21 protein-coding genes and 1 pseudogene are annotated in these 23,989 nt (G+C 72.6%); 14 read left to right on the forward strand and 8 right to left on the reverse strand.

Annotated elements, in window-relative coordinates; translation table 11 throughout:
* Positions 1 to 200: 200 nt before the first annotated feature.
* Genes ABZ354_RS08745 through ABZ354_RS08755 form a run of 3 tightly spaced genes read left to right on the forward strand, consistent with a single transcriptional unit; the run spans position 201 to position 3,222 of the window.
* The gene (locus ABZ354_RS08745; RefSeq protein WP_358654441.1) at positions 201 to 689 is read left to right on the forward strand and encodes an ATP-binding cassette domain-containing protein; all 489 of its coding nucleotides are present in this window, start codon (positions 201 to 203) and stop codon (positions 687 to 689) included.
* Positions 686 to 2,080, forward strand: coding sequence for an aldehyde dehydrogenase family protein (locus ABZ354_RS08750; RefSeq protein ID WP_358654443.1), 1,395 nt, complete (start codon positions 686 to 688; stop codon positions 2,078 to 2,080). The genes ABZ354_RS08745 and ABZ354_RS08750 overlap by 4 nt, the downstream gene beginning before the upstream one ends.
* 56 nt (positions 2,081 to 2,136) lie before the next feature.
* Positions 2,137 to 3,222, forward strand: a complete 1,086-nt coding sequence (locus tag ABZ354_RS08755) for a Zn-dependent alcohol dehydrogenase (protein ID WP_358654445.1) — start codon at positions 2,137 to 2,139, stop codon at positions 3,220 to 3,222.
* A 154-nt stretch (positions 3,223 to 3,376) separates the two neighbouring features.
* On the opposite strand, the gene ABZ354_RS08760 is transcribed toward ABZ354_RS08755, so the two are convergent.
* Positions 3,377 to 3,733, reverse strand: coding sequence for a hypothetical protein (locus ABZ354_RS08760; RefSeq protein WP_358654447.1), 357 nt, complete (start codon positions 3,731 to 3,733; stop codon positions 3,377 to 3,379).
* A 403-nt stretch (positions 3,734 to 4,136) separates the two neighbouring features.
* Between ABZ354_RS08760 and ABZ354_RS08765 the strand changes: the two genes are divergently transcribed.
* Both ABZ354_RS08765 and ABZ354_RS08770 read left to right on the forward strand, forming a co-directional pair.
* Entirely contained in the window at positions 4,137 to 4,952 is an 816-nt protein-coding gene (locus ABZ354_RS08765) for an alpha/beta hydrolase (RefSeq protein ID WP_358654449.1), read from the forward strand.
* Entirely contained in the window at positions 4,949 to 6,250 is a 1,302-nt protein-coding gene (locus ABZ354_RS08770; RefSeq protein WP_358654451.1) for a SpoIIE family protein phosphatase, read from the forward strand. The genes ABZ354_RS08765 and ABZ354_RS08770 overlap by 4 nt, the downstream gene beginning before the upstream one ends.
* Here the strand turns inward: ABZ354_RS08770 and ABZ354_RS08775 are convergent.
* Positions 6,247 to 6,894, reverse strand: a complete 648-nt coding sequence (locus ABZ354_RS08775) for a TetR/AcrR family transcriptional regulator (RefSeq protein WP_358654453.1) — start codon at positions 6,892 to 6,894, stop codon at positions 6,247 to 6,249. The genes ABZ354_RS08770 and ABZ354_RS08775 overlap by 4 nt on opposite strands.
* Positions 6,895 to 6,966: 72 nt before the next feature.
* Between ABZ354_RS08775 and ABZ354_RS08780 the strand changes: the two genes are divergently transcribed.
* The 3 genes from ABZ354_RS08780 (at position 6,967) to ABZ354_RS08790 (ending at position 9,272) form a co-directional block, all read left to right on the forward strand.
* Complete coding sequence (locus ABZ354_RS08780) at positions 6,967 to 8,118, forward strand: acyl-CoA dehydrogenase family protein (RefSeq protein ID WP_358654455.1); 1,152 nt, start codon at positions 6,967 to 6,969, stop codon at positions 8,116 to 8,118.
* 106 nt (positions 8,119 to 8,224) lie between these two features.
* Positions 8,225 to 8,512, forward strand: coding sequence for a YiaA/YiaB family inner membrane protein (locus ABZ354_RS08785; protein WP_358654457.1), 288 nt, complete (start codon positions 8,225 to 8,227; stop codon positions 8,510 to 8,512).
* Positions 8,513 to 8,645: 133 nt separating this feature from the next.
* Positions 8,646 to 9,272 (forward strand): TetR/AcrR family transcriptional regulator, encoded by a 627-nt coding sequence (locus ABZ354_RS08790; RefSeq protein WP_358654459.1) that lies wholly within the window; start codon positions 8,646 to 8,648, stop codon positions 9,270 to 9,272.
* Between the two features lie 18 nt (positions 9,273 to 9,290).
* Here the strand turns inward: ABZ354_RS08790 and ABZ354_RS08795 are convergent, their stop codons facing one another.
* Entirely contained in the window at positions 9,291 to 9,752 is a 462-nt protein-coding gene (locus tag ABZ354_RS08795; RefSeq protein ID WP_358654461.1) for a MaoC family dehydratase, read from the reverse strand.
* 106 nt (positions 9,753 to 9,858) lie between these two features.
* Between ABZ354_RS08795 and soxR the strand changes: the two genes are divergently transcribed.
* Entirely contained in the window at positions 9,859 to 10,344 is a 486-nt protein-coding gene (gene soxR / locus ABZ354_RS08800; RefSeq protein WP_358654463.1) for a redox-sensitive transcriptional activator SoxR, read from the forward strand.
* 52 nt (positions 10,345 to 10,396) lie between these two features.
* Here the strand turns inward: soxR and ABZ354_RS08805 are convergent, their stop codons facing one another.
* Both ABZ354_RS08805 and ABZ354_RS08810 read right to left on the reverse strand, forming a co-directional pair.
* The gene (locus tag ABZ354_RS08805; protein WP_358654465.1) at positions 10,397 to 11,464 is read right to left on the reverse strand and encodes an RNA ligase (ATP); all 1,068 of its coding nucleotides are present in this window, start codon (positions 11,462 to 11,464) and stop codon (positions 10,397 to 10,399) included.
* Between the two features lie 596 nt (positions 11,465 to 12,060).
* The gene (locus ABZ354_RS08810; RefSeq protein ID WP_358654467.1) at positions 12,061 to 12,663 is read right to left on the reverse strand and encodes a hypothetical protein; all 603 of its coding nucleotides are present in this window, start codon (positions 12,661 to 12,663) and stop codon (positions 12,061 to 12,063) included.
* A gap of 258 nt (positions 12,664 to 12,921) precedes the next feature.
* On the opposite strand from ABZ354_RS08810, the gene ABZ354_RS08815 reads away from it, so the two are divergent.
* Positions 12,922 to 15,729: a penicillin acylase family protein gene (locus tag ABZ354_RS08815; protein ID WP_358654469.1), complete on the forward strand. Its 2,808-nt coding sequence runs from the start codon at positions 12,922 to 12,924 to the stop codon at positions 15,727 to 15,729.
* Between the two features lie 93 nt (positions 15,730 to 15,822).
* On the opposite strand, the gene ABZ354_RS08820 is transcribed toward ABZ354_RS08815, so the two are convergent.
* Positions 15,823 to 17,070 (reverse strand): DUF1343 domain-containing protein, encoded by a 1,248-nt coding sequence (locus tag ABZ354_RS08820; RefSeq protein WP_358654471.1) that lies wholly within the window; start codon positions 17,068 to 17,070, stop codon positions 15,823 to 15,825.
* Positions 17,071 to 17,395: 325 nt separating this feature from the next.
* Here ABZ354_RS08820 and ABZ354_RS08825 point away from each other — a divergent pair, with 325 nt between their 5' ends.
* From ABZ354_RS08825 to ABZ354_RS08835, 3 genes and pseudogenes are all read left to right on the forward strand, one after another.
* Complete coding sequence (locus ABZ354_RS08825; RefSeq protein WP_358654473.1) at positions 17,396 to 18,160, forward strand: SDR family oxidoreductase; 765 nt, start codon at positions 17,396 to 17,398, stop codon at positions 18,158 to 18,160.
* Positions 18,157 to 19,812 (forward strand): annotated as a pseudogene (locus ABZ354_RS08830) (AMP-binding protein); the annotation flags it as partial. The gene ABZ354_RS08825 and the pseudogene ABZ354_RS08830, both read left to right, overlap by 4 nt.
* Before the next feature lie 45 nt (positions 19,813 to 19,857).
* Complete coding sequence (locus tag ABZ354_RS08835; protein ID WP_358654969.1) at positions 19,858 to 20,451, forward strand: TetR/AcrR family transcriptional regulator; 594 nt, start codon at positions 19,858 to 19,860, stop codon at positions 20,449 to 20,451.
* Positions 20,452 to 20,551: 100 nt separating this feature from the next.
* Here ABZ354_RS08835 and ABZ354_RS08840 read toward each other — a convergent pair whose 3' ends face one another.
* A complete protein-coding gene (locus ABZ354_RS08840; protein ID WP_358654475.1) occupies positions 20,552 to 21,766 on the reverse strand; it encodes an acyl-CoA dehydrogenase family protein in 1,215 nt (404 codons plus the stop codon).
* Positions 21,767 to 21,771: 5 nt separating this feature from the next.
* A complete protein-coding gene (locus tag ABZ354_RS08845) occupies positions 21,772 to 22,794 on the reverse strand; it encodes a phosphotransferase family protein (protein ID WP_358654477.1) in 1,023 nt (340 codons plus the stop codon).
* A gap of 234 nt (positions 22,795 to 23,028) precedes the next feature.
* Between ABZ354_RS08845 and ABZ354_RS08850 the strand changes: the two genes are divergently transcribed.
* The gene (locus ABZ354_RS08850; protein ID WP_358654479.1) at positions 23,029 to 23,964 is read left to right on the forward strand and encodes an NADP-dependent oxidoreductase; all 936 of its coding nucleotides are present in this window, start codon (positions 23,029 to 23,031) and stop codon (positions 23,962 to 23,964) included.
* Positions 23,965 to 23,989 lie beyond the last annotated feature (25 nt).

Genomic DNA, 23,989 nt, shown 5'->3' on the forward strand with positions numbered 1-23,989 from the left:
GCACGGTCACGCGGTCCGCACGGCCCCGCACGGACGGCACGTCACGCGGTCCGCGCAGCCCCGCACGGTCCGCACGGCCCCGCACGGTCACGCGGTCCGCACGTTCCACGAGGTCCGCCACGGTCCACGCGGTCCGTGCGACCCGTGCGGGGCGTCCGAACGCGGAGCACCAGCGCCCACGCCCGACGGGGACACCTGCCATGACACGCGCCATCTCCCTGCACAACGTCAGCAAGACCTACACCCCCCGCGGTGTCCGCGTGGTCGACCCTCTGTCCCTCGCCATCTCGCCCCGCGAGTTCCTCGTACTGCTCGGCCCGTCCGGCTGCGGCAAGTCCACCGTGCTCCGGATGATCGCCGGCCCGGAGGAGATCGACGCGGGCCGGCTCTTCCTCGACGGCGAACTTCCAACGCACTGCCGCCCGCCGACCGCGACATGGCGATGGTGCTTTCGGAACTTCGCCCTCTACCCCGGCATGACCGGCCGCGACGACATCGGCTTCCCGCTGCGCATCGAGAACACCCCGGACCGGCTCCCCGACCTGGGGGAGCAGCCGGGTGCGGGACACCGCGGGCGACGCGCTCCGGGCGGGGTGAGCGGCACCATGCGGACCGCCCCTGGTGCCAGAAAACTAACGGCGCTAGTTTGGGGTCCGGACGACGAGGCCCCCCCGGAGGGAACGCCATGAAGGCACACGACGGCATGTACATCGACGGCGCCTGGCGCCCGGCTGCCGGCCGGGACGTGATCGAGGTCGTCAACCCCGCCGACGAGCAGGTCATCGGCCAGGTCCCGGCCGGTGACGCCACCGACGTCGACACCGCCGTACGGGCCGCGCGCGCCGCCCTCGCCGGGTGGGCGGCCACCCCGCCGGCCGAGCGGGCCGCCCGCATCGCCGCCCTGCGCGACGTACTGGTCGCCCGCAGGGACGAGATCGCCGAGACGGTCACGGCGGAACTCGGCTCGCCGCTGAAGTTCTCGGAGGCCGTCCACGCGGGCGTCCCCATCGCGGTGGCGGGCACGTACGCGACGCTCGCCGCGTCGTACGCGTTCGAGGAGAAGGTCGGCAACTCCACCGTCTTCCACGAGCCGATCGGCGTGGTCGGCGCGATCACGCCGTGGAACTACCCGCTGCACCAGATCGTCGCCAAGGTCGCCCCGGCACTCGCCGCGGGCTGCACGATCGTCCTCAAGCCCGCCGAGGACACCCCGCTGACCGCCCAGCTGTTCGCCGAGGCGGTGCACGAGGCCGGGGTCCCGGCCGGCGTGTTCAACCTGGTGACCGGCCTCGGTCCGGTCGCCGGGCAGGCCCTCGCCGAGCACCCCGGCGTCGACCTCGTCTCCTTCACCGGTTCCACCGCCGTCGGCCGCCGTATCGCCGCCACCGCGGGCGCCGCCGTGAAGAAGGTCGCCCTGGAACTCGGCGGCAAGTCCGCCAACGTCATCCTGCCCGGCGCCGACCTCGCGAAGGCCGTCAACGTGGGTGTCGCCAACGTCATGTCCAACTCCGGCCAGACGTGCAGCGCCTGGACCCGCATGCTGGTGCACTCCGAGCGGTACGAGGAGGCCGTGGAGCTGGCCGCCGCCGCGGCCGCCAAGTACGGCGACCGCATCGGCCCCGTCGTCAACGCCGCGCAGCGGGAGCGGGTGCGCGGCTACATCGAGAAGGGCGTCGCCGAGGGGGCCCGCCTGGTCACCGGCGGCCCCGAAGCGCCCTGCGACCGCGACCGGGGTTACTTCGTCAGCCCGACCGTCTTCGCCGACGTCACCCCCGGCATGACCATCGCCCAGGAGGAGATCTTCGGCCCGGTCCTGTCGATCCTGCGCTACGAGGACGAGGACGATGCGCTGGAGATCGCCAACGGCACGGTCTACGGCCTCGCCGGCGCCGTGTGGGCGGGCGACGAGGCGGAGGCGGTGGCCTTCGCGCGCCGCATGGAGACCGGCCAGGTCGACATCAACGGCGCACGCTTCAACCCCGCGGCGCCGTTCGGCGGCTACAAGCAGTCCGGCGTCGGCCGCGAACTGGGCGTGCACGGGCTGGCGGAGTACCTCCAGACCAAGTCGCTCCAGTTCTGACCCCGGCACCCTTCCCGTACCGTCTCCTTCCCCCTCCCTCAGGAGAGTTGCCCGCCATGGCTGTTCGCGCCGCCGTCCTGCCCGCCGTCGGCTCCCCGCTGGAGATCGCCGAGATCGACCTGCCCGACCCCGGACCCGGCCAGGTCCGCGTCCGGCTCGCCGCCGCCGGTGTCTGCCACTCCGACCTGTCCCTGACCAACGGCACCATGAGACTGCCCGTCCCGGCCGTCCTCGGTCACGAGGGCGCGGGCACCGTCGTCGCCGTCGGCGAGGGCGTGCGGCATCTGGCGCCGGGCGACGGAGTCGTCCTCAACTGGGCTCCCGCCTGCGGGAACTGCCACGCATGCGCCCTCGGCGAGGTCTGGCTGTGCGCCAACGCCCTGGCCGGCGCCGCGGAGGTCCACGCCCGCCGCACCGGCGACGGCACGGACCTCCACCCCGGCCTGAACGTCGCCGCGTTCGCCGAGGAGACCGTCGTCCAGGAGTCCTGCGTACTGCCCGCGCCGGACGGCGTGCCGCTCACCGACGCCGCCCTGCTCGGCTGCGCCGTCCTCACCGGCTACGGCGCCGTCCACCACTCCGCCAAGGTCCGCCCCGGCGAGACCGTGGCCGTGTTCGGCGTCGGGGGAGTGGGCCTGGCCGCCCTCCAGTCGGCGCGCATCGCGGGCGCCTCCACGATCGTCGCGGTGGACGTCTCCCCCGAGAAGGAGGATCTCGCGCGCATCGCGGGCGCCACCGACTACGTCGTCGCCTCCGACACCACCGCCCGCGACATCCGCGCCCTCACCGGCAAACAGGGCGTCGACGTCGCCGTGGAGTGCGTGGGCCGCGCGGTCACCATCCGCACCGCCTGGGAGTCCACCCGGCGCGGCGGACGCACCACGGTCGTCGGCATCGGCGGCAAGGACCAGCAGGTCACCTTCAACGCCCTGGAGCTCTTCCACTGGGGCCGCACTCTCTCCGGCTGCGTCTACGGCAACTCCAACCCGGCGCAGGACCTCCCGGTGCTCGCCGAACACATCCGCGCAGGCCGCCTCGACCTCGGTGCCCTGGTCACCGAGCGCATCGCTCTGGAGGGCATCCCGGGGGCCTTCGAGAACATGCTCGCGGGCAAGGGCGGCCGGGCGCTGGTGGTCTTCTAGGCCGTCCTGCCGAGCGACAACCCCGGCCCCCTGCCGGGGCGGGCGGGCCGGGCCCGGCCGGTCGCGCGTGGCCGGGGCCTGCGACCGCTCCGGCCGCACGTCCGCCGGTAGCTCCGCGTCCCCGGCCCGGTCTCCGGCCGGTAGCCGATCGGCGTCACCGCCCTCGGTCCACCTGCTTCATGAACACGTGCCGCGCCCGCGACGCCGACGGGATGCAGGCGGCGTTCGGTCCGGTCGAGGCAGGCGCGGGCCGGGGGCCGCCGACGCGACGGTCGAGGCCGATCCCGGCCGACGTGAACCACGTCGGCCCCGCGCCCAGCGCGCACCCGGTGTCCTGGCGCAGCACCCCGTGCTGCGTCAGCGCGTCGGTCACCGCGGTGCCGAGCCGTCCGGCGAGAGGGTCGCAGCAGATCCGGCCGCGGGCGATGGCCGGCCCGGCACACCCCGCCCGCGGCGTGCGCGGCAGAGACGGTACGGCGTCCGGCGCGACCTGTGCGGCCAGGTCCTCCACGAGCCGCGCGCCCCGAGCGTCGGCCGGCCGCACCCAGCGGTGCCGGCCCCGCCGCAGCCGCCCGCGACGAGCCCGCCCACGTGCTCGCCGGCGCCGGTGCGGCCACGCCGGCGAGCCGTGCCGGACCGCCGCGGTCCGGGCGCGCCCGTCGAGCGGCGCCGGCGGACAGGCGGCCCGCGGCTCGTCCGCGAGCAGCGCGGCGAGACGTGCCGGCCCGGCGCACCGGGGTTCTCGAGGGCCATGGGCCCGGCATGTGACACGCATCGTTCGGTGGAGACCGAAGCAAGGGGGAGGAGAAATGAAGAGCAATCTGTGAATATGGAACAAATCACTCATGAGGGTCTCTTGAAGGTGGCATCAGCCATCGAGCACCCGCCGCCAGGCACCGGAAAGGGAGCGACACATGACCAGCACGGGCGTACGGCACCGGAACAACGTCACGCTGACCGGGAACCCCGAGGGGCCGGTCGTGATGCTGGCGCACGGTTTCGGCTGCGACCAGAACATGTGGCGGCTGGTGGTGCCCCGGCTGACCGACCGCTACCGGGTGCTCCTCTTCGACTACGTCGGCTCGGGCCACTCCGACCTGTCGGCCTGGGACGCCGAGCGGTACGCCTCCCTGGAGGGCTACGCCCAGGACGTGGTCGACGTGCTGCGCGAGCTGGACCTGGAGCAGGTGACGTTCGTCGGGCACTCGGTGAGCGCGATGTCCGGGATGCTGGCCGCCCGCCGCGCCCCGGAACGCATCGCCTCCCTGGTGATGCTCACGCCCTCCCCCTGCTACATCGACGACGAGGGCTATCGCGGCGGCTTCAGCCAGTCCGACATCCATGAACTGCTCGCCTCGCTGGAGTCGAACTACCTCGGCTGGTCGTCCGCGATGGCCCCGGTCATCATGGGCAACCCCGACCGACCCGAGCTGGGCCAGGAGCTCACCGACAGTTTCTGTGCCACCGACCCGGAGATGGCCCGCGTCTTCGCGCGGACGACGTTCCTGTCGGACAACCGGGGGGACCTGGAGAACGTGAAGGTGCCCACGCTGGTCCTGCAGTGCGCCGACGACGCCATCGCCCCGCGGGAGGTCGGCGCGTTCGTGCACGCCCGGATATCCGGCTCCCGCCTCGTCACCCTGCCCGCCACCGGCCACTGCCCGCAGCTCAGCGCCCCCGAGGTCACGGCCCGCGCGCTGCTCGACTTCCTGGACAGCACACACGCATGACGCCCACGCCCGACACGGACCCCGGTCCCTCCCCGCCTCCGCGGGACAGCGACAGCGCCGAGGAGCTCTACGAGTCCGCCCCGTGCGGTTTCCTGTCCACCACCATGGACGGCACCATCACCAAGATCAACAGGACGTTGCTGGACCGGCTCGGTCTGGAGCGGGACGAGGTGGTGGGCCGGCGGCGCTTCGCCGACCTGCTCACCGTCGGCGGCAGGCTCTACCACGAGACCCACTTCGCGCCCCTGCTGAGCATGCGCGGCGAGATCAGCGGCATCGCGCTGGAAATGCCGGCCGCCACCGGCGAACGCCTGCCGGTCCTGGTCTCCGCGACCGTCAAACGGGACCGGGACGGCAACCCCGTACTGATCCGCACCACCGTGTTCGACGCCTCCGACCGGCGGGCCTACGAGGAGGAACTGCTGCGCCGCAGGACGGCCGCCGACCAGGCCCGCCACCAGGCCGAGGCGGCCCTGCGGGAGGCGGAGGAGGCCCGCGCCCGGTCCGAGGCCGACCGGACCCGGCTGACCGACGCCCTCGCCGTGCTCCAGCAGGCGCTGCTGCCCACCGAACTGCCCACCGTGCCCGGCCTGGACGTCGCCTCGTACTACCGCATGGCCTCGCCCGACCGGCTCGGCGGCGACTTCTACGACCTGTTCGCCCTGGACGCGCACCGCTGGGCGTTCTTCCTCGGAGACGTCAGCGGCAAGGGCCCCGGCGCCGCCGCCGTCACCTCCCTGATCCGGTACACGCTGCGGGCGGCAGCCTTCCACGACCCCGACCCCGTCAGCGCCCTGACCACGCTGAACGCCGTGCTGTACGACCGCTACGGCGGTGAGACCGTCCCCCGCTACTGCACCGCCGTCGTCGGCGTCGTCGAGCCGGACCCGGAGCGCGGCAGCGCCACCGTCCGCCTCGCCTCCGGCGGCCACCCGCCGGCCCTCCTGCTGCGGGCCGGCCGGCCGGCCGGGACGCCGGAGCGGGCGGGGTATCTCTCCACGCCCGGCGGCATGCTGGTCGGCGCCCTGCCCGACGCGTCCTTCACGGCCGGGGCCACGACCCTCGGCCCCGGCGACACCCTGCTGCTCTACACCGACGGCCTGACCGAGGCCCGTATCGACGCCGAGCACACCCTCTACGACGACGAGCGGCTGCGCGACTTCGCCGGTGACCAGGCGTGCATCGCGCCGCGCCCGCTGGTCGCCGCCGTCGCCGCCCTGCTCGAGAAGCTCGGCGACGGCGTGGACGACGACACCGCCCTCCTCGCCCTGGGCACCCCGACGGCCTCCCCGTCCTAGGGGGTGCCGCCCCGGGCGGGGTCCTCGTACTGCACGGCCAGCCCGTCCAGCAGCGCCGCGAGTCCCGTCTCGAAGGCCCGCTCGTCGATCTTCTCCTGCTGTTCGGCGAGGAGGTGGGCCTGGCCGAGGTGCGGATAGTCGGCAGGGTCGTAGGCGCTCGCGTCGTCCACGAATCCCCCGGCGAAGGAGCCGAGCGCGGAGCCCATGATGAAGTACCGCATCAGCGCGCCGATGGAGGTGGCCTGCGCGGGCGGCCAGCCCGCCTCGACCATCGCGCCGTACACCGCGTCCGCGAGCCGCAGCGCGGCCGGGCGGCGGCCGGGACCCCGGGCGAGCACCGGGACGATGTTGGGGTGGTCGCGCAGGGCCGACCGGTAGGAGACGGCCCAGTCGTGCAGCGCGGTCCGCCAGTCCCGGCCCGCCTCGAACATCGACAGGTCGACCTGTGCGCTCACCGAGTCGGCGACCGCCTCCAGGATCTCGTCCTTCGTGCGGAAGTGGTTGTAGAGCGAGGGCCCGCTGACCCCCAGCTCCGCCGCGAGCCGGCGCGTGGAGACGGCGGCGAGACCCTCCGCGTCCACGAGCGCACGGGCCGTCTCGACGATCCGGTCGGTGCTGAGCAGGGGCTTGCGCGGTCGGGCCATGGCGCACATAGTAGGGCTGCATCTTGAAACTAGCAGTGCTAATTAAAGCGCGATTCTGTGGGGTGACTCGGCATGAACCTGGAGCTCAGCGAGGAGCAGAGCGCCGTCCGGCAGCTCGCCCGCGACTTCGTGGAGCGCGAGATCGCCCCGCACGTGGTGGCCTGGGACCGCGCCGAGGAGGTGGACCGCGGCCTCGTGGAAAAGCTCGGCGAGGTCGGCTTCCTGGGTCTGACCGTCGACGAGGAGTACGGCGGCTCCGGCGGAGACCACCTCGCGTACTGCCTCGTCACCGAGGAACTCGGCCGCGGCGACTCCTCCGTGCGCGGCATCGTCTCCGTCTCGCTGGGCCTGGTCGCCAAGACGATCGCCGCCTGGGCGGACGAGGAGCAGAAGCGGCGCTGGCTGCCCGGCCTGACCTCCGGCGGGTACGTCGGCTGCTTCGGCCTGACCGAGCCCGGCACCGGCTCCGACGCCGGGAACCTCGCCACGCGTGCGGTCCGCGACGGCGGGGACTTCGTCATCAACGGCAGCAAGATGTTCATCACCAACGGCACCTGGGCCGACGTCGTCCTGCTCTTCGCCCGCTCCACCGACGCGCCCGGCCACAAGGGCGTCTCCGCGTTCCTGGTCCCCGCGGACACGCCGGGCCTGACCCGCACTACGGTGCACGGCAAGCTCGGCCTGCGCGGCCAGGCCACCGCCGAACTGGTCCTCGAAGACGTCCGCGTACCCGCCTCCGCGCTGCTCGGCGAGGAGGGCCAGGGCTTCAAGATCGCCATGTCCGCCCTGGCCAAGGGCCGGATGTCGGTCGCCGCCGGCTGCGTCGGCATCGCCCAGGCGGCACTGGACGCGGCCGTCACGTACGCCGGTCAGCGCGAGCAGTTCGGCAGGACCATCGCCCACCACCAGCTCGTCCAGGAACTGATCAGCGACATCGCCGTGGACGTCGACGCCGCCCGGCTGCTGACCTGGCGGGTCGCCGACCTGATCGACCGCGGCCGGCCGTTCGCCGTCGAGTCCTCCAAGGCCAAGCTCTACGCCTCGGAAGCCGCCGTACGCGCCGCCAACAACGCCCTCCAGGTCTTCGGCGGGTACGGCTACATCGACGAGTACCCGGCGGGCAAACTGCTGCGCGACGCCCGCGTGATGACGCTCTACGAGGGCACCAGCCAGATCCAGAAACTGGTCATCGGGCGGGCCCTGACCGGAGTCTCGGCCTTCTGACGGGAGCATCGCCCACCGGCGGCCCGCGCACCTCGCTCGCCCTGAGTAGGACAACTGAGTATCCCGGCGGATGCCGCGCGGGCCACGCCCGCCGATTCTGGTCCGCATGAGTGAGACACAGGTCAAGCAGCAGAACACGGCCGCCTTCTACGGCCAGGCCGTCGCGTCCTTCGGCATCGCCCTCGCGGCCACCGCTCTCGGCATCCTCAACCTCGACACCGACATGTGGGTGCGCGCCTTCCTCGGCATCGCCGTCCTCTACCTCGTCACGTCCGCCTTCACCCTGGCCAAGGTGGTCCGGGACCGCCAGGAGGCGGGGCAGATCGTCAGCCGCGTCGACCAGGCGAGGATCGAGAAACTGCTCGCCGAGCACGACCCCTTCCAGAAGCTCTGACGGAACCCTCCGCCACAGGTTCCCGGCGCGAGCGCCGGCAGGAGAGGCCCGTGAACCTCCGGGCGATCAAGCTAAGCGCTCGCTCAGCTTCGGGGGTATGGTGTTACCCCTGTCGGACAGTGAGGGGTGAGTGATGAGTACGGCGGAGGAGACGGCCGGCGGTGAGACGCAGGCGTGGGCCGAGGTCACACCCGACGCGGCCCGGCGACTGCTGATCGCGGCCGTGGAGGCCTTCGCCGAGCGGGGCTACCACGCGACGACGACCCGTGACATCGCGGGCCGCGCCGGCATGAGTCCGGCCGCGCTCTACATCCACTACAAGACCAAGGAGGAGCTCCTCCACCGCATCAGCCGCATCGGTCACGAGAAGGCCCTGGACATCCTCCGTACGGCGTCGAGCGGGGGCGGCGGCCCCGCCGAGCGGCTCGCCGACGCGGTGAGCTCCTTCGTCCGCTGGCACGCCGGCGGACGCACCACCGCCCGGGTCGTCCAGTACGAACTGGACTCACTGGGCCCCGACGCCCGCGCCGAGATCCTCGCACTGCGCCGGGAGGTCGACGGCGTGATCCGCGCGATCATCGAGGACGGCGCCGCCACCGGTGAGTTCGACGTCATCGACGTGCACGGCACGACGCTCGCCGTCCTCTCGCTGTGCATCGACGTCGCCCGCTGGTTCAACGTGGACGGCCCGCGCACGCCCGACGAGGTCGGCGCCCTCTACGCCGACCTCGTGCTGCGCATGGTCGGGGTCCCCCGATAGCGGTCTCCCGGACCGTGCTCACAGGTAGTAGCGCGCCACCGACTCCGCCACGCACACCGGCTTCTCGCCGCCCTCGCGCTCCACGCTGAACGCGAGCGTCAGCTGCACACCGCCCGTCACGTCCTCGACGTTCGCGATCCGCGCGGTGGCGCGCAGCCGCGAGCCGACCGGGACGGGGGCGGGAAAACGCACCTTGTTGGTGCCGTAGTTGACGCCCATCCTCACGCCCTCGACGCCGATCAGCTGCGGCCCGAACAGCGGCAGCAGTGACAGGGTGAGATAGCCGTGGGCGATGGTCGTGCCGAACGGACCCGCCTTGGCCTTCTCCGGGTCCACGTGGATCCACTGGTGGTCGCCGGTGGCCTCCGCGAACAGGTCGATCCGCTTCTGGTCGACCTCCAGCCAGTCGGTGTACCCCAGCTGCTCGCCGACCGCCGCCCTCAGTTCGTCGGCGGAGGTGAAGATCCTCGGCTCTGCCATGTCCCGGCCTCCCGTGTCTCTAGGTCTAAGCAACTGCTTAGCATGGTAGGCCGCGTGCCCCATGTCAACGGACGGCTGCGGGGACGGGGTGGGTAGGCTCCGAGAGGTGCCCCAGATACCCGAGAAGATCCACGAGCTCACGGTCGGCCGACTCTCCGCACGCAGCGGCGCCGCCGTCTCCGCCCTGCACTTCTACGAGGCCAAGGGCCTGATCAGCAGTCGCCGCACCACCGGCAACCAGCGCCGCTACAGCCGCGACACCCTGCGCCGCGTCGCCTTCATCAGGGCCGCACAGCGCGTCGGCATCCCGCTGGCCACGATCCGCGAGGCTCTGGCAGAACTCCCCGAGGAACGCACCCCCACCCGGGAGGACTGGGCCCGCCTGTCCCGGGCCTGGCGCAGCGAACTCGACGAGCGCATCAAACAGCTCAACCGCCTGCGCGACCACCTCACCGACTGCATCGGCTGCGGCTGTCTCTCCCTCGACGGCTGCGTGCTGTCCAATCCGGACGACGTGTTCGGCGAACGGCTGACCGGGTCCCGCCTCATGATCGAGCGAGGCGGAAGCCGAACGAAACGGGATCAGGACTGACCGACGACGGGCGGGCCCCCGGTCGCCGGGCCCCGTCGCCGGTCGTCCCCGTTCACTCGTACTCGGTGCCGCCCCTGCGCGTCAGGTACGCCGCGCTCACCGCCTTCGCGATCGCCCTCCCCCCGGTCACCGGGCTGTACCGCTCCGCCGCCGGCCGGATCACGACGCCCTCCCGCAGATGCAGCCCCCGCCCGGACACGGTCTCCCGCCCGCTCGCGATCTCCAGCACCCGCTCGATGTCGTACGGCCCCTCGTACAGCCGCGGCACCAGCGGCAGCTCCCCGTCGAGGAGATCGGACGCGTTCAGCCACCGCACCGTGCCGTCTATCTCCGCGGCGACGTCGAACACCGCGTAGCCGAGGGTCTCGCGGCGCCCGTCGGCGCCGTACGTCAGGTCCTGGACTCCCGCGCCGTACACCTCGCCGAAGACGCCGACCCGGCGCGCCCCCAGCCGCTCCGCGAGCCGGGCCGCGGCCTCGGCGACGCCGTGGCCGTGCACGGCCCGCCAGTACAGATTGCGCGGGTCCTCCCTCAGGGCGAGGGACCTGGCACCGAAGCCCTTGGAGGACACCTGCACGCGGCCCTCGTCGGCGACATGGGTCAGCAGGCAGGCCGAGCCGTGCAGTTTCTCGGTCAGGACCACGGCCTCGCCCGGCAGGAAGATGTCCGGAAACCGCTGGATGTTCTCGATGTCGACCCACGGCAGCAGGTCGGGCGCGGACTCGACCTCGCCGTCCATCGTCGGAGGGATCGGCGGTACCCATTTGGTGATGCCGAGCCGCTCCGCGAAGTCCGTCCCGTCCAGGGCGGCCCGCGCCAGATCGACGTCCGCGAGTGCCTTCGGCCGGCACACGATGCCCTGGGACAGCTCACCGCGCAGCCGCACCGCCTTCACCCGGTCCGAGTTGCCGCCCGCCAGTCGCCCGGTCAGCCCCAGCTCCTCGATCAGCCCGGCCGGCAGCACGGACTGCTCGGGGATGTAGACGGCGGCCTCGCCGGTGCGGTACGCGCCCTTGGCGACGACCGCCCGGTACAGACCCACCTGGGCCAGTTCGAGTGCGTCGGCGTTCGGGTGCTCGTGGACGGTCAGCACTTCGGCGGTGACGCGCAGCGTCGACATGGGGACTCCTCGGTTCCTGGGGTCGCTCAACTCGGGTGCATCGCCTCCGACTGTCCCGACAGGAAAGGAATGGCGCGAGCGAATTACCGACTGTTGGCGTCGGGATCTTCGGACCCGGCCACCCGCACCCGACTCCTCGCCCGGTCCCGCGACGAGCGCCGGGCCCGTCCGTACGGTGGCAGCCCGTGCACCGGGAACCGAGCGTGGGAGCGTCCCGTTGCGCGTCCGGCAGCGGCAGCGGCAGCGGCAGCGGCAGCGGCAGCGGCAGCGGCAGCGGCAGCGGCAGCGGCAGCGGCAAGCGGCAGTGACTGCGACCGCGGCAGTCGCCGTGTGTTCTCCAGTCCGCTCCGGGGTGCCGGGGCCGGTCGGCCGGCCAGGTCGAGCGCCGGGTCAGGTGCCACCCTCTTCGCCGTGCGGCAGGACCCGGCAGCCGTGGCCACCGTGTCCGGCGGGACCGGGCGGCCGTGGCCCGTGGCCGCTCGGCGGCAGCGCGTCCGCCCGGACCGTGCACCCGTTCGATGACGCCGGTGGAGCCGGGGGGCGTCGTGGGAGGGGGTGCGCCGTCCCCGTCGCACCCCCGTTGCGCTCGGGCGTGGTCAGGCGGGCACCAGCAGCCGCCCGTGCCTGGCGTCCGCCAGGGCTTGGGGTGTCAGGACCGGACGCGGTACCAGGATTCCGCAGTCCGTGCAGACCGGGCCCGCGGAGGGCTCGTGATCCAGGCCGTACTTCCAGACGAGCCGGGCTCCGCCGCACACCGGGCAGCCCGCGCCCGGCTCGCGCTCCAGTGCGGCGATCAGCCGGCGCAGCACCTCGGCCAGCGGCTCACGGGGGTGGAGCCGCGGGTCGTCGCACCAGGCAACGCCGAACCCGCCCCAGGTCAGGCGGTGCCAGTCGTCCACGCTGCCCGGCCTGCGCAGCCCGTCGTGCTTCTCCTTCCTGCGGCGCTCGGCGAACTCGACCTCGTAGGCCAGCCACACCGCGCGCGCTTCCTCCAGTTCCTCCAGTGCGGCCACGAGCCGCACTGGGTCGGGGGAGCGGTCCTCGGGCCCGAATCCGGCCCGGGAGCAGAGATGGTCCCAGGTCGCCCTGTGCCCATAGGGGGCGAACCGCTCCAGGCACTTGCGTAGCGAATAGCGCCGTAGCGCCAGGTCACACCGTGGATCACGGACCTGTCTCGCGAGACTTCGGAAACCGGCCATCGTCCTGCACCTCCGTCACACCTGCACCTTGTTTTCCGGTCGCTTCCACGTCGCCGTAAGGGCGTCGTCGGGTAGACGTATCGACAAGCGATTCGGCTCCATCCGATTTCCGGGTTCCCCGGAGCCGACGGGGCATCCCGCGCGCCAACTGCCCTATTCCGTGTGCTCGTTGGGCTCCTCCACAAACTTGACGCATGTTCATCTTCAATCCCGGGGACACCGGCGGTAACGTCGGCCCACCCGTCGGGAGGACTTGCCATGCCACGGCACACCCCACGCACCGCCCTCGACAGACTGAGAACTCCCCGCGGAATCCACGGGTTCCTGAAGACCGCTTCCGTATGCGCTCTGCTCACCGGCCTTTTGTCGCCGATTTCTCCGGCAATCGCCGCGGAGACGGCCGGGGAGGTGGCGCCGGCGGCGGCCGTCGCAGCCGGTGACCATTGCGGCGGCCAGTGCTCGGACATCCTGCCGCCCGGTCAGAACGGCAACGCCACCCTCGCCCAGATCCTCCTCAACCAGACCCTCGGCACCCAGCCCGCGCACGCCGAGGACCAGCTCGGGCCCTACGCGCGCCTCGCGACGGGCTACCAGACGCTCACCAACGACGAGATCAACGGTTTTTTCAACGACGCCTCGTTCGGCGTCCCCGCCGACCAGGTCGCCTCCACCGTCCGGCCGGCGGGACGCGACGACGTCACGATCGTCCGCGACAAGAAGACCGGTGTGCCGCACATCACGGGCACGACCCGGTACGGCACGGAGTTCGGCGCCGGTTTCGCGGCGGCCCAGGACCGGCTGTGGCTCATGGACCTCTTCCGGCACGTCGGGCGCGGCCAGTTGACGCCCTTCGCGGGCGGCGCGGCGGCCAACCAGGGGCTCGAGCAGGAGTTCTGGCGCAGCGCCCCGTACACCGAGGCGGAGCTGCAGGCCCAGATAGACAGCGCCGTCGCCTCCAACGGAGAGCGCGGCCGGCAGGCACTCGCCGACGTCGACGCCTACCTGGACGGCATCAACAGCTACATCGACGCCTCCGACCGGGGCCGCTACTTCCCCGGCGAGTACGTCCTCACCGGTCACAAGGACTCCCTCACCAACGCGGGCACCATCGAGCACTTCAAGGCCACCGACATGGTCGCGCTGGCCTCCGTGATCGGCTCGCTGTTCGGCTCCGGGGGCGGCGGCGAGGTCAACAACGCGCTGTCCCTGATGGCCGCCCAGGAGAAGTACGGCGTGGTGGAGGGCACCGAGGTCTGGGAGTCCTTCCGCGAGCGCAACGACCCCGAGGCCGTCCTCACCGTCCACGACGGCAGCTTCCCGTACGGCCAGAAGCCGCAGGACCCGCAGGGCGCCGCGCTCCCCGACGCCGGATCGGTGGCGGGCGAGCCGCTGGTGTACGACCGCACGGGCAGCGCGGCCACACCGGCCGCCACCGGCACCACCACCGACGTCGTCAAGAGCGCCCTGTCCTCGGCCCGGCGCGGCATGTCCAACGCCCTCGTGGTGGGCGGGGAGCACACCGCCGGCGGTCACCCGGTCGCCGTGTTCGGCCCGCAGACCGGCTACTTCGCGCCGCAGCTGCTCATGCTCCAGGAGATCCAGGGCCCCGGCCTCAGTGCCCGCGGCGCCTCCTTCGCGGGCCTGAGCATGTACGTCGAACTGGGCCGCGGCCAGGACTACGCGTGGAGCGCGACCACCTCGGGCCAGGACATCATCGACACCTACGCCGTCGAACTGTGCCAGGACGACCACCACTACCTGTACCGCGGCACCTGCACGCCGATGGAGCGGGTCGAGCGGAAGAACGCCTGGAAGCCGACCGTCGCCGACGGCACCGCCGCGGGCTCGTACACGATGCGGGCCTGGCGCACCGCCTACGGACCGGTCACGCACCGGGCCACGGTCGGCGGCAAGAAGGTCGCCTACACCACCCTGCGCTCGTCGTTCCTGCACGAGACCGACTCCATCATCGGCTTCCAGATGCTGAACGACCCGGGCTACGTGTCCGGCCCGGAGTCCTTCCAGCAGGCGGTGCGGCACATCAACTTCACCTTCAACTGGTTCTACGCCGACTCCGAGCACACCGCCTACTACAACAGCGGCGACAACCCGGTACGGGCGAGCGGTGTCGACACCGAGTTCCCGGTGTGGGCGCGGCCGGCGTACGAGTGGCGGGACTGGGACCCGGCGACCAACAGGGCCGCGTACACGCCCCCCGCCGCGCACCCCCACTCCGTCGACCAGGACTACTACATCTCCTGGAACAACAAGCAGGCCAGGGACTACACGGCCGCGCCCTGGGGCGAGGGCTCCGTGCACCGGGGCGACCTGCTGGACGACCGGGTGCGCGCGCTGGTCGCCGACGGCAAGGTGACCCGGGCCTCACTGGTGCGGGCGATGGCCGGGGCGGGCCTCGCGGACCTGCGGGCGGAGCAGGTGCTGCCCAAACTGATCGAGGCCGTGGACAGCGCGCCGGTGACGGACCCCGCGGCGGCGGCCGCCGTCGACAGGCTGCGGGCCTGGCTGTCCGACGGCGCCGGGCGTACCGAGACGTCGGCCGGTGCGAAGACGTACGCCCACGCGGACGCCATCCGCATCCTCGACGCGTGGTGGCCGCTGCTGGTGAAGGCCCAGTTCGAACCGGGCCTCGGCGGCGACCTGTACGGCGCCTTCACCGCCAACCTGCCCGTCGACGAGTCGCCGTCCGCGGGGCACGGCCCGACCGGCGGGCACGCCGGAAGCGCCTTCCAGTACGGCTGGTGGAGCTATGTCGACAAGGACATCAGAGCCGTGCTCGGCGAGGAGGTGCGGGGACCGCTGGCGCGCGCGTACTGCGGCGGCGGCGACCTCGGCGCCTGCCGGGCCGCCCTCCTGAGCACCCTGAAGGAGGCGGCGGCCAAGACGCCCGCCCAGGTCTACCCGGGCGACGAACTGTGCTCGGCGGGCGACCAGTGGTGCGCCGACGCGATCAACCACCGCGCCCTCGGCGGCATCAAGCACGGGAAAATCGGCTGGCAGAACCGGCCGACCTACCAGCAGGTGGTGGAGTTCACCTCGCACCGGTGAGGCACCGGCGGGGCAGGCCCGAGGCGGCGGCGACGCCCCGGTGAGACCCCGGCGGGGCCGGCACGCCTCGAGCGCGCCGGCCCCGCGCCGTCATCAGCGGTACAGCAGGTACTGCGCGCGCGTCCTGCGGAACGCCGCCAGTTCCTCCTGCCAGCCCGCCACCACCTCGTCCGGGTCCGCGCCCGCGTCGATCGCCGTGCGCACCTGGGTGGAGCCGGTCAGCTTGTCGATCCAGTTGTCCGACCGCCAGGCGAAGCCGCTCCACGTCCGCTTCGCGGTCACCAGCAGCGCGATGCCGGTCAGTACCGGGTCGAAGGCGACCCGGTCGTCCACATGGATCTGCACGCCCCCGACGGTCTTGCCCTGCCACTTGGAGAACGTGGGCGCGAAGTACGCCTCCCTGAACCGCACGCCCGGCAGGCCGAGCTCGTTCGCGGCGGCGGCCCAGCGCCCGTCGACGCCCTCCGCGCCCAGCAGCTCGAACGGGCGGGTCGTGCCGCGCCCCTCGGACAGGTTCGTGCCCTCGAACAGGCACGTCCCCGGGTACACGAGGGCCGTCTCGGGCGTCGGCATGTTCGGGCTCGGCGGTACCCACGGCAGCCCGGAGGCGTCGTAGAACTCCGAGCGCTTCCAGCCGGTCATGGTGACCGTCTCCAGCGGCACCGGCTTCGCCAGGAACTCCGCGTTGAACAGCCGGGCCAGCTCGGCCACCGTCATGCCGTGCGCCTGCGAGATCGGCTGCCGTCCGACGAACGTCGCGAACTCCTTGTGCAGCACGGGCCCGTCGGCGGACCGTCCGGTCACCGGGTTCGGCCGGTCCAGCACCACGAAACGCTTGCCGGCGAGCGCAGCCGACTCCATGCAGTCGAACAGGGTCCAGATGTACGTGTAGAAGCGCGCGCCCGCGTCCTGGATGTCGAAGACGACCGTGTCCACGCCGGACGCCGTGAAGACGTCGGCGAGCTTCTGGCCGCTCTTGAGGTACGTGTCGTACACCGGCAGGCCGGTCGCCGGGTCGTCGTAGCGGCCCTCGGAGCCGCCCGCCTGCGCGGTGCCGCGGAAACCGTGCTCGGGCCCGAAGACCGCGGCGAGGTCCACGCGGTCGTCGGCGTGCATGACGTCGACGATGTGCCGCACGTCCCGCGTGATGCCCGTGGGGTTCGTGACCACGCCGACCCGCTGTCCGTCGAGGACCGCGTACCCGTCGGCGACGAGCCTTTCGAAGCCCGTTCGCAGCGGGCGTCCGCCCTCCGGGGCCGCGTGCGCCGCGGAGGCGAGCACTCCGGGCGAGGCCGCCACCGCGGCCGTGGTGGCGAGCAGGCTCCGTCTGGACAGGTTCATCCAATGACCTCCGTGATCGCGGCCGGTGTCGCGGCCGGGCGGTGCTGTGGCCACGCACGCTAGCGCGCGGCAGGCTCCGGCGGAACGGGAAGGAACCCGCGATTGGTCTTTACCACCGGTCTTGACCACTGAGGACGACCGCCGGGTGATCGCCGCGGTGGCCTCCGTGCCGTCCGTGAGCGCGTCGGCCCGCCGCCCGTGAGCAGGGCGCGGCTGCCGGTCGGCGTACGACGGCCCACCCCTTCCCCCACGACATACCGACTGGTTAGTCTGGCGTCGCGGGCGGTCGCCGCCGCGCCGCGTCGGGCCGTGTCGAAGGAGACCGATGGTGGAAGCCGTGCAGGATGCGGGAGTCGTCGTCACCGGTGCGGGAGGCGGCATCGGCGCCGCGCTGGCCCGCCGGTTCGCCGCCACGGGCGCGCGCGTCGTCGTCAACGACCTCGACGCCGACAGGGCGAAGGCCGTCGCCGGAGAGATCGGCGGCATCGCCGTCCCGGGTGACGCCTCGGCGATCGTGAACGACGCCCGTGACGCGCTCGGCGGCACCGTCGACGTGTACTGCGCCAACGCCGGGGTCGGCTCGGGCGGTTCCGAGGCCGCCGACGAGGACGTCTGGGACCTGGCCTGGGACGTCAACGTGATGGCCCACGTCCGCGCGGCCCGGGCCCTGCTGCCCGGCTGGCTGGAACGCGGCAGCGGCCGGTTCGTCTCCACCGTGTCCGCCGCCGGACTGCTCACGATGATCGGCGCCGCCCCCTACAGCGTCACCAAGCACGGCGCGTACGCCTTCGCCGAGTGGCTGTCGCTGACGTACCGGCACCGCGGTCTCAAGGTGCACGCCATCTGCCCGCAGGGAGTGCGCACCGACATGCTGGCCGCCACCGGCACCGCGGGCGACATCGTCCTCAGACCCACCGCGATCGAGCCGGAGGACGTGGCGGACGCCCTGTTCGAGGGCATCGCGGAAGACCGCTTCCTGATCCTGCCGCATCGCGAGGTAGCCGAGTACTACCAGGCCCGCGCCGCCGAACCGGACCGCTGGATCGCCGGCATGAACCGCCTCCAGCGGCAGTGGGAGGCCACCCGGTGACCGCCCCGTCCGGCTCCCCCTACGCCGCCAGGCCCTGGGTGGCCCTGCTCACCGAGGCGCAGCGCGCCCCGGTCGACCCGGCCGACTCCCTGGTGCACGCCCTGCGCGCGTCGGCCGGCCGGGCCGCCGACCGCACCTGTCTCGCCTACTTCGACGGCCGGCTGACGTACCGCGAGGTCGACGCGCTCAGCGACTCCGTCGCCGGCCATCTCGCCGCGCGCGGCCTGCGGCGCGGCGACCGGGTCGCGGTGATGCTGCAGAACTCCCCGCACTTCGTGCTCGCCGTGCTCGGCGCGTGGAAGGCGGGCGCGGTCGTGGTGCCCGTCAACCCGATGTACAAGTCGGGCGAGGTCGCGCACGTCCTGAAGGACGCCGGGGTCACCGCGCTGATCTGCACCGACCGGGCCTGGGACGGCTATCTGCGGGAGAGCGCCGCCGGTTCCCCGGTGCGGATCGCGCTCACCGCCTGCGAGCTGGACTTCCAGACGCGGAACGACGCCCGGCTGCTGGACTTCGTACGCCTGCCGCAGGCCGCCGACGCCGACGATCTCACCGCCGTGGCCCGCGCCGGGCACCGCCCGCCCGAGGACCGCGACCCGGATCCGGACGCCGTCGCGCTGATCAGCTACACCTCGGGCACCAGCGGCACCCCCAAGGGCGCCACCAACACCCACGGCAACATCATGCACAACGCCGAGCGCCAGGCCGTCGGCCTGGCACTGCCCGATCCGCCCGTGTACTTCGCGCTCGCGCCGCTGTTCCACATCACCGGTATGGTCTGCCAGCTCAGTGCCTGCCTGACCGCCGCGGGCACGCTCGTCCTCGCGTACCGCTTCGAGGCGGGTGTCGTCCTCGACGCGTTCGCCGCCCACCGGCCGCACTACACGGTCGGCCCGTCGACCGCGTTCATGGCGCTCGCGGCGCACCCGCGCGCCACCCGCGACCACTTCGCCTCCTTCGCCATGCTCTCCTCCGGCGGCGCCCCGCTGCCCCCGGCGCTGGTGGAGGAGTTCCGCGCGGGCTTCGGGACGTACATCCGCAACGGCTACGGCCTCACCGAGTCCACCGCGACCTGCACCGTCGTACCGCCCCACCTGGAGGCGCCCGTCGACCCGGCCTCCGGCACCCTCGCCGTGGGCGTGCCCGGACCCGACACCGTCGTGCGCATCCTGGACGAGCGGGGCGAGGAGGTGCCCTTCGGGACACCGGGCGAGATCGTCGTGCGCGGGCCGCAGATCGTACCCGGCTACTGGCACCGCCCCGACGCCACCGCCGAGACCTTCCCCGGCGGGGAACTGCGCACCGGCGACATCGGGTTCATGGACGGACAGGGCTGGCTGTACGTCGTGGACCGCAAGAAGGACATGATCAACGCGTCCGGCTTCAAGGTCTGGCCGCGCGAGGTGGAGGACATCCTCTACACGCATCCCGCGGTCCGCGAGGTGGCCGTCGTCGGCGTGCCCGACGGCTACCGGGGTGAGACGGTCAAGGCGTACATCAGCCTCCGCCCGGGTGCCGACGCCGACCCAGGTGAACTCGCGGCGTACTGCAAGGAGAGACTGGCCGCCTACAAGTACCCGCGCCAGGTGGAGATCCTGGCCGACTTGCCGAAGACGGCGAGTGGGAAGATCCTCCGCCGGGAACTGCGTTCCCACGCGCACGGCAACCGACAGCGACACGGAAGGCAGGTGGCGGCAGTGCCCAGGACGACGGACGGGGACGGCACTCCGGTGCCGCAGCGGCTCCTGGCCGCCGCCACCCGGCTCTTCGCCGAGCAGGGATACGACCGCACCTCGGTGCAGGAGATCGTCGAAGCGGCAGGCGTCACCAAGGGGGCGCTCTACCACTACTTCGGCTCCAAGGACGACCTCCTGCACGAGGTGTACGCGCGCGTGCTGCGCGTCCAGCAGGAGCGGCTCGACGCCGTCGCGGACGCCGACGAACCGGTGGAGAAGCGCGTCAGGGACGCCGCCGCCGACGTCGTCGTCACCACCATCGAGAACCTGGACGACGCGTCCATCTTCTTCCGCTCGATGCACCACCTGAGCCCGGAGAAGAACAAGCAGGTGCGCGCCGAGCGCCGGCGCTACCACGAACGCTTCCGCGCGCTCATCGAGGAGGGCCAGGAGACCGGCGTCTTCTCGAGGGCGACCCCGGCCGACCTGGTCGTCGACTACCACTTCGGCTCGGTCCACCACCTGTCGACCTGGTACCGCCCCGACGGACCGCTCGGCCCGCGCGAGGTGGCCGACCACCTGGCCGACCTGCTGCTGCGCGCGCTGCGGCCCTGACGGACCGTCGCACGTACCGAAGGGGCGGCAGCCGCGCGGCTGCCGCCCCGCGACCCGCGTCAGGGGACGGCAGCCCAGCGGCCGCCGCCCCCGGGCCCCGTCAGGCGTACTTCCGCAGCTCCCGCCGAGCCAGCGAGCGCTGGTGCACCTCGTCCGGGCCGTCCGCGATCATCAGCGTCCGGGCGCCCGCGTACAGCTCCGCCAGCGGGAAGTCCTGGCCGACACCGCCCGCGCCGTGCAACTGGATCGCCCGGTCGACGATGTCGACGACGGCACGCGGAGTGGCGATCTTGATGGCCTGGATCTCGGCGTGCGCGCCCCGGTTCCCGACCGTGTCCATCAGCCAGGCCGTCTTCAGCACCAGCAGCCTGAGCTGCTCCACCGTCACGCGCGCGTCCGCGATCCAGTTCTGCACGACGCCCTGGTTCGCCAGGGGCTTGCCGAAGGCCTCGCGGGACACCGCCCGGCGGCACATCAGCTCGATCGCCCGCTCGGCCATGCCGATCAACCGCATGCAGTGGTGGATGCGGCCGGGGCCCAGGCGGGCCTGCGCGATGGCGAAGCCGCCGCCCTCCTCGCCGATCAGGTTGGCGACCGGCACGCGCGCGTGGTCGAAGACCACCTCGGCGTGGCCGCCGTGCCAGTGGTCCTCGTAGCCGAAGACCTGCATGGCGCGCCGGACCGTGACGCCCGGGGTGTCGCGCGGGACCAGCACCATGGACTGCTGGCGGCGGATGTCCGGTCCGCCCGGGTCGGTCTTGCCCATCACGATGAAGATCGCGCAGTCCGGGTTCATCGCGCCGGAGATGTACCACTTGCGGCCCGTGATGACGTACTCGTCGCCGTCCCGCTCGATGTGCGTCGTGATGTTCGTGGCGTCCGAGGAGGCCACCTCCGGCTCGGTCATCGCGAACGCCGAACGGATCTCCCCCGCCAGCAGCGGCTCCAGCCACTGCTTCTTCTGCGCCTCGTCGCCGAACTGGGCCAGCACCTCCATGTTCCCGGTGTCGGGCGCGGCGCAGTTGGTGGCGGTCGGCGCGAGCTGCGGGGAGCGGCCGGTGATCTCGGCGAGCGGCGCGTACTGGAGGTTGGTGAGGCCGGCGCCGTACTCGGCGTCCGGCAGGAACAGGTTCCACAGGCCCTGCCGCTTCGCCTCCGCCTTCAGGTCCTCCACCACCGCCGGCGTGTCCCACGGCGAGGCCAGCCCGGCCCGTTGCTCGTGCGCGACGGACTCGGCGGGGCGGACGTGCTCCTCCATGAAGGCGAGAAGCTTGGCGCGCAGCTCCTCCGTGCGCGCGTCGAACGCGAAGTCCATGCCTGTCAGCCTTCCTGAAGAGTGGTCAGTCCGTGCTCGATGAAGACCGGCACCAGGTCGCCGATGCGGTCGAAGCCCCCGCCGACGGTCCGGCCGAGGGTGTACCGGTAGTGGATGCCCTCCAGGATCACGGCGAGCTTGAACCACGCGAACGCCGTGTACCAGGACACCGCCGACACGTCCCGCCCGGAGCGGGCGGCGTACCGCTCGATCAGCTCGGCGGGGCCGGGGTGCCCCGGAGCCCTGGAGGTGGTCGACACGGGGGAGTGCGGCACGTCGAGCGGGCTGCTGTACATCACCAGCAGTCCCAGGTCGGTGAGCGGGTCGCCGAGCGTCGACATCTCCCAGTCGAGAATCGCCCTGATGCCGTCGTCGTCGCCGATCAGCACGTTGTCGAGCCGGTAGTCGCCGTGGACGACGGTCGCGGCGGGCGAGCCGGGCAGCTCCCGGCCGAGCGCCGAGTGCAGCTCGTCGATGCCGGGCAGGTCGCGGTTGCGGGAGGCGTCCAGCTGCTTGCCCCAGCGGCGCAGCTGGCGGTCCAGGAAACCCTCGGGCCGGCCGAAGTCCCCGAGTCCGACGTCGGCGGGGTCCACGGCGTGCAGCTCCACCAGCGTGTCCACGAGGGCCAGCACCGCGCCCCGGGTGCGCTCGGGGCCGAGCGGGGCGAGCTGCTCGGCCGTGCGGTACGGCGTGCCCTCCACGAACTCCATGACGTAGAAGGGCGCCCCGAGCACCTCGTCGTCCTCGCACAGCAGCACCGGGCGCGGCACGGGCACGTTCGTCGGGTGCAGTGCGCTGATCACCCGGTGCTCGCGCTTCATGTCGTGCGCGGTGGCCAGGACATGGCCGAGCGGCGGCCGGCGCACGACCCAGGTGCCGGTGCCGTCGGAGACCGCGTAGGTGAGGTTCGAACGTCCGCCCTCGATCAGCCGGCCGGACAAGGGGCCTTCCACCAGACCGGGGCGCTCGCGGTCGAGCAGGGCGCGCAGCCGGTCGAGGTCGAGTCCGGGCGGGTGGTCGGGGCTCATCGTCGCTCCTACGGGCAGGCGAACAGGACGCGATCCATGATGCCGACCGGTCGGTATGCCGTCCAGTGGGGGGACCCGACGTGATCGGAGCCACGATAGGCCGACGGCTCCCGGCCGGGGGAGTGGGAGGAGCTGCCCGGAAGGGGTGCGAGGGCTGCCGCCTCAGTCGCGCAAACGGCGCATCACGCGTCATTCGGCTTGCGCGGCGTGCCGGTACCCCGGAGGGTCGGACGCATGAAGGCGATCAGCTACTCCCGCTACGGCGGCCCCGGCGTGCTCGAGTACGGCGATGTCCGCGACCCGCGGGTGGGCCCCGACTCGGTGCTGGTGAAGGTGCGCGCGGCAGCCGTCAACCCCGTCGACTGGAAATGCCGCGAGGGGTACCTCGACGGCATCCTGGAGCCCGTCTTCCCGGTCGTGCCCGGCTGGGACCTCTCCGGCGTCGTCGTGCAACCGGGCCCCGCCGTCTCGGAATACGCCGTCGGGGACGAGATCATCGGGTACGTGCGCGAGGACTTCCTGTCCCGCGGCACCTTCGCCGAGTACGTCGCCGCGCCCGTGCGCACCCTCGCCCGCAAGCCGCGCACGCTGTCCTTCGAGGAGGCGGCCGGACTGCCCCTGGCCGGGCTGACCGCCTATCAGACGCTCGTCAAGGTGCTCCAGGTCAAGCGGGGGGAGACCGTGCTGGTGCACGCGGCGGCGGGCGGTGTCGGCTCCGTCGCCGTCCAGCTGGCCCAGCACCTGGGTGCCCGGCCCATCGGCACCGCGAGCGAGCGCAACCACGACTTCGTGCGCTCGCTCGGCGCCGAACCGGTGGCCTACGGCGACGGGCTCGCCGAGCGGGTGCGGGGGCTGGCGCCCGAGGGCGTGGACGCCGTGCTCGACACGGTCGGCGGTGACACGACGAAGGCGTCCGCGAACCTCCTCGCCCCCGAGGGCAGGCTGGCCTCCATCGCCGACCCGGACGTCGTCGACTACGGCGGCCGCTACTACTTCGTGCGCCCCGACGCCGCCGACCTGCTGCGCCTGTCCGAACTGGCGGAACAGGGCGTGGTGAGCGTCCACGTCTCGGAAACCTTCCCGCTGGCCCGCGCGGCCGACGCCCACCGCCTGAACGAGGAGGGCCGCACCCGCGGCAAGATCGTGATCACGGTGGACTGGGAGGCGTAGCCCGGGCCCCGGCAGCGTGCCGACG

The organism is Streptomyces sp. NPDC005925 (assembly GCF_040638805.1).
GTDB lineage: Bacteria > Actinomycetota > Actinomycetes > Streptomycetales > Streptomycetaceae > Streptomyces.